At 61.9% G+C, this 3591-nt stretch carries 5 protein-coding genes; 2 read left to right on the top strand and 3 right to left on the bottom strand.

Annotated elements, in window-relative coordinates; genetic code table 11:
* Nucleotides 1-103, top strand: a 103-nt coding sequence (locus AC1DLB_RS24910) for a PA1414 family protein (RefSeq protein ID WP_477785829.1), incomplete at its 5' end; no start/stop codon positions are given.
* 161 nt (nucleotides 104-264) lie between these two features.
* Here AC1DLB_RS24910 and AC1DLB_RS24905 read toward each other — a convergent pair.
* Both AC1DLB_RS24905 and ptrR read right to left on the bottom strand, forming a co-directional pair.
* Nucleotides 265-393 carry a PA1414 family protein gene (locus AC1DLB_RS24905; protein ID WP_007914492.1) on the bottom strand — a complete coding sequence of 43 codons (129 nt, stop codon included), beginning with the start codon at nucleotides 391-393 and terminating at the stop codon, nucleotides 265-267.
* A gap of 140 nt (nucleotides 394-533) precedes the next feature.
* Nucleotides 534-1427, bottom strand: coding sequence for a putrescine utilization regulator PtrR (gene ptrR, locus AC1DLB_RS24900; RefSeq protein WP_477743405.1), 894 nt, complete (start codon nucleotides 1425-1427; stop codon nucleotides 534-536).
* A gap of 104 nt (nucleotides 1428-1531) precedes the next feature.
* Here ptrR and AC1DLB_RS24895 point away from each other — a divergent pair, with 104 nt between their 5' ends.
* Nucleotides 1532-2722 (top strand): MFS transporter, encoded by a 1191-nt coding sequence (locus AC1DLB_RS24895; RefSeq protein WP_477743404.1) that lies wholly within the window; start codon nucleotides 1532-1534, stop codon nucleotides 2720-2722.
* On the opposite strand, the gene AC1DLB_RS24890 is transcribed toward AC1DLB_RS24895, so the two are convergent.
* The gene (locus AC1DLB_RS24890; RefSeq protein WP_028939950.1) at nucleotides 2658-3590 is read right to left on the bottom strand and encodes a DMT family transporter; all 933 of its coding nucleotides are present in this window, start codon (nucleotides 3588-3590) and stop codon (nucleotides 2658-2660) included. The two genes, AC1DLB_RS24895 and AC1DLB_RS24890, sit on opposite strands and share 65 nt — an antisense overlap.
* Nucleotide 3591 lies beyond the last annotated feature (1 nt).

The following is a 3591-nucleotide window of genomic DNA, read 5'->3' as shown; positions in this document are numbered from 1 at the left end:
GCATGACCTGGGTGTCGCACTCGGTTTGATTGAACCGCCTCTGCAACCGGTGCCAATTCGCACTGATGACGAACAACGTCGCCGCCAGCAGCGCCGTCGGTAAGTCTGGCAAATCACCTGTGGCGAGGGAGCTTGCTCCCGCTGGGGCGCGCAGCGGCCCCATTCATCGCCACTCAGGTGGGTCAGCTTGAGCGCGAGTGCAGCTTGCGATTGCTGCGCAATCGAGCGGGAGCAAGCTCCCTCGCCACAGGTGATTTGCCAGACTTACCGACGGCGCTGCTGGCGGCGACGTTGTTCGTCATCAGTGCGAATTGGCACCGGTTGCAGAGGCGGTTCAATCAAACCGAGTGCGACACCCAGGTCATGCAGCCAGTTTTGGATTTTCTCTTTCATGATGCCCCCCTTCAGGGTCGTGCCGAGCGGCCGAAGTTCTGTAGCCCCTTCGCACTGATAATAGTCCGAAGTCCTACGCAATGCTCGCTCAAGATCGCAATGATCTGTTACTGAATTGATCCAAATCCTTGGACGTTAGTTCAAGAAATTGACTGGGCCTGGACCATGGTCGACGGATACACCGCCTGCTGCTGCTCGATCCATGCATTCAGGTTGGCCCCGACCATGCCTTTGCGCCACATCAGCCAAGTGGTCGCGCTGGCAAACGGCTCGGCCAACAGGTGCACCGCCACGCTTTCACGCCCCGGCAGACTGGCGAGCATCGACTCCGACATCAGCGCCACGCCAGAGCCGGCAATCACGCAGGCCAGCATTCCCGGATAAGACTCGATCTCCATGGGTCGGCCCATGGCCGCATGGTCATGGGCAAACCAGGCTTCCAGGCGCATCCGGTAGGAGCAGCCCTGGCGAAACGTGAACACCGAACGCCCTTCGACATCCAGCGCACTGCGCACCGGCGGATGATCGGCCTCGCTGATCAACACCAGCCGTTCGTCGCACAACGGCACGCCGTCGAGCCCGGCCAGTTCCAGCGGGCCGTCCACCAGCGCCGCATCGAGGCGCCCGGTGAGCAGCCCTTCGAGCAATTCACCGCTGGGCCCCGACTGCACTTGCAGGTTCACCGCCGGGTAGCGGCGGTGATAACGCGCCAACAGCTCTGGCAAGTGAATTGCGGCGGTGCTGTACATGGTGCCCAGTACGAAATCCCCGGCCGGTTGCCCGCCCTGCACCGCCGCGTGAGCTTCGTCATGCAAGGCGAACAGCTTGGTGGTGTAGTCCAGCAGGACTTTTCCCGCAGGTGATAACTGCAAACGCTGACGCTCGCGTACGAACAGTTCGACACCGAGTTGCTCTTCGAGCTGTTTAAGCCGGGTCGACAGGTTGGAGGGCACGCGATGCAGGCGTTCGGCGGCTCGGGTGATGGAACCCTCCTCCGCCACTGCCTGGAAGATCCGCAATTGGCTGAATTCCACGCCATTCTCCAAATAAGAACAAGTTTCTCACTATTATTCATTTTTAAAGAAAGTCAATCAGTCCTAGCCTGACGGTCATTGATCCTCGAAACGGAACTCAGACCATGTCCCCGCTGATTCGCTTAACCGCCAGCTTTGTCGCCCTGATGATGGCCATGGGCATCGGGCGTTTCGCCCTCACCCCACAACTGCCGCACTTGCTCAGCGAAGGTCAGATCGACCTGACTGCCGCTGGTCTGATTGCTGCCGCCAACTACCTTGGTTACTTCGCCGGCGCGGTGGATGCGATGTTCGCCCGTCGCCCCGATCAGGTTCGCAGGCGCCTGCTCGGCGGTTTGTGGTTGTGTGTATTGCTGACCCTGGCCTCGTTCTGGGCCAACGGGTTCTGGGCGCATCTGGCGCTGCGTTTCGGCACGGGCGTGGCCAGTGCCTGGGTGCTGGTGATGATTACCGCGTTGAGCCAACCGCTGGCAGCGGCGGCCGGTCGTCCGCGACTCGGCGCCTTGGTGTTTGCCGGACCGGGTCTGGGGATTTTTCTGACAGGGTTGTTGGCCTTGGGCTCGAACCTGCTGGGGCAGACGTCCGCAACCTTGTGGCTGGTGTATGCCGCTGTCGGCCTGGTGACGCTGCTGGCGATTCTGCCGTTCCTGCCGCAGCCGGCCGCCACTTCAACGGTGATACCGCTTGCCACCAAGTCGGCTGCCCAAGGCGTCGGACGCTTACCGGTAATCTATGGGTTGTACGGTCTGGGCTACATCATCCCGGCCACTTTCCTCTCACAAATGGCCAGCGCGCAGTTCCATGGGCAATGGCAAGCCGATCTGTTCTGGCCGTGCTTTGGTCTGGCGGCGGCGACCGGGGTCGTGTTGGTGAGCCTGCGTCGGCACAACCCGAACGCAACTCGTCATTGGCTGATGGCGACGCTATGGCTACAGGCCGCCGGGGTGTTTGCTTGCCTGTTGGGCAGCGGTGCCGGCCTGGCGCTGGGGGTGATCCTGTGTGGCGGGCCGTTTCTGGCCTGCATGCAACTGGTGATGCAGCGCTCCCGGGAACTGGCGCCCCACGCCACCCAGCGCAATGCCGGGCTGCTGACCGCGTGCTTCGCCGTGGGTCAGCTCAGCGGGCCGTTGCTAGCCGCGTTGAGCAGCCATTTCAGCGGTGGCTTGCAACCCGCGCTGGTGATCGCCGGCGGCGGTTTTATCATTGCCGCAGGCTTGTTGCTGCGCCCGATCAGGGTTGCCCAAGTGCTTTGCGCAAACGACGGCGCACCCACTGCTCTGCGCTCACAAAAGTGATCCCGAGCAAAACCAGTACCGCGCCGATCACAAAGTTCAGGCTCAGCTCTTCACCCAGCAGCACCACGCCGAACGTGACGCCGAACAACGGCGTCATGAACGAAAACACCGCGAGGTTCGCCGCCAGGTAACGGCGCAGTAGCCAGAACCACGTCAGGTAGCTGAAGAACGACACCACCAATCCCTGAAACAGCACGCTGGCCACCGCCACCGTGGTCAGGCTGACATGGGTGACCTGACCACTGAGGATCGCGATCAGCAGCAGGCCGACGAAGCCGACGATCAGTTGATAAAACAGCGTCAGGGTCACCGGCGCTTCCGACAGACGCGAGGCGCGCACCACTACAGTGGTCGCGCCCCACGACGCGCCGGCCAGCACACCCAGGGCATCGCCCATCAACATGCGGTGGTCAAGATTGTCCCAGGACACACCACCGGCAAACGCAATGGCAATGCCAATGAACGCCAGAAAAATCCCCAGCCACTGCACCGGTCTTAAACGCTCACTCGGCAGCAACCAATGCACGCCCAACGCGGTAAAGATCGGCGCGGTGTAGAGAAATACCGACATATGCGCCGCCGTGGTCAGTTGCAGACCTTCGGCAATGAAGAAGAACTCCAGGCCAAACAACGCGCCGGCCAGCAAGCCGCCGCGCCAGGTAGTCCCGACCTGATCCCAACCGCCCTTCCAGCAGATCAATAATCCTACAAGCAACGCGGAAATACCCGACCGCCCCGCCGCCTGCATGACCGGCGCGATGTCGGGCGCCGCCCATTTGATCATCACCTGTTGCACACCCCAGATCAGGCACAGCCCGACCATCACTTGCAGGGCAAACCCATCGGCGCTACGCCGGGTGGCGCTCACC

The organism is Pseudomonas sp. 05N434 (assembly GCF_056396965.1).
The sequence above is the reverse complement of the archived record's forward strand: the minus strand, read 5'-3'. Positions and strand labels throughout refer to the sequence as shown.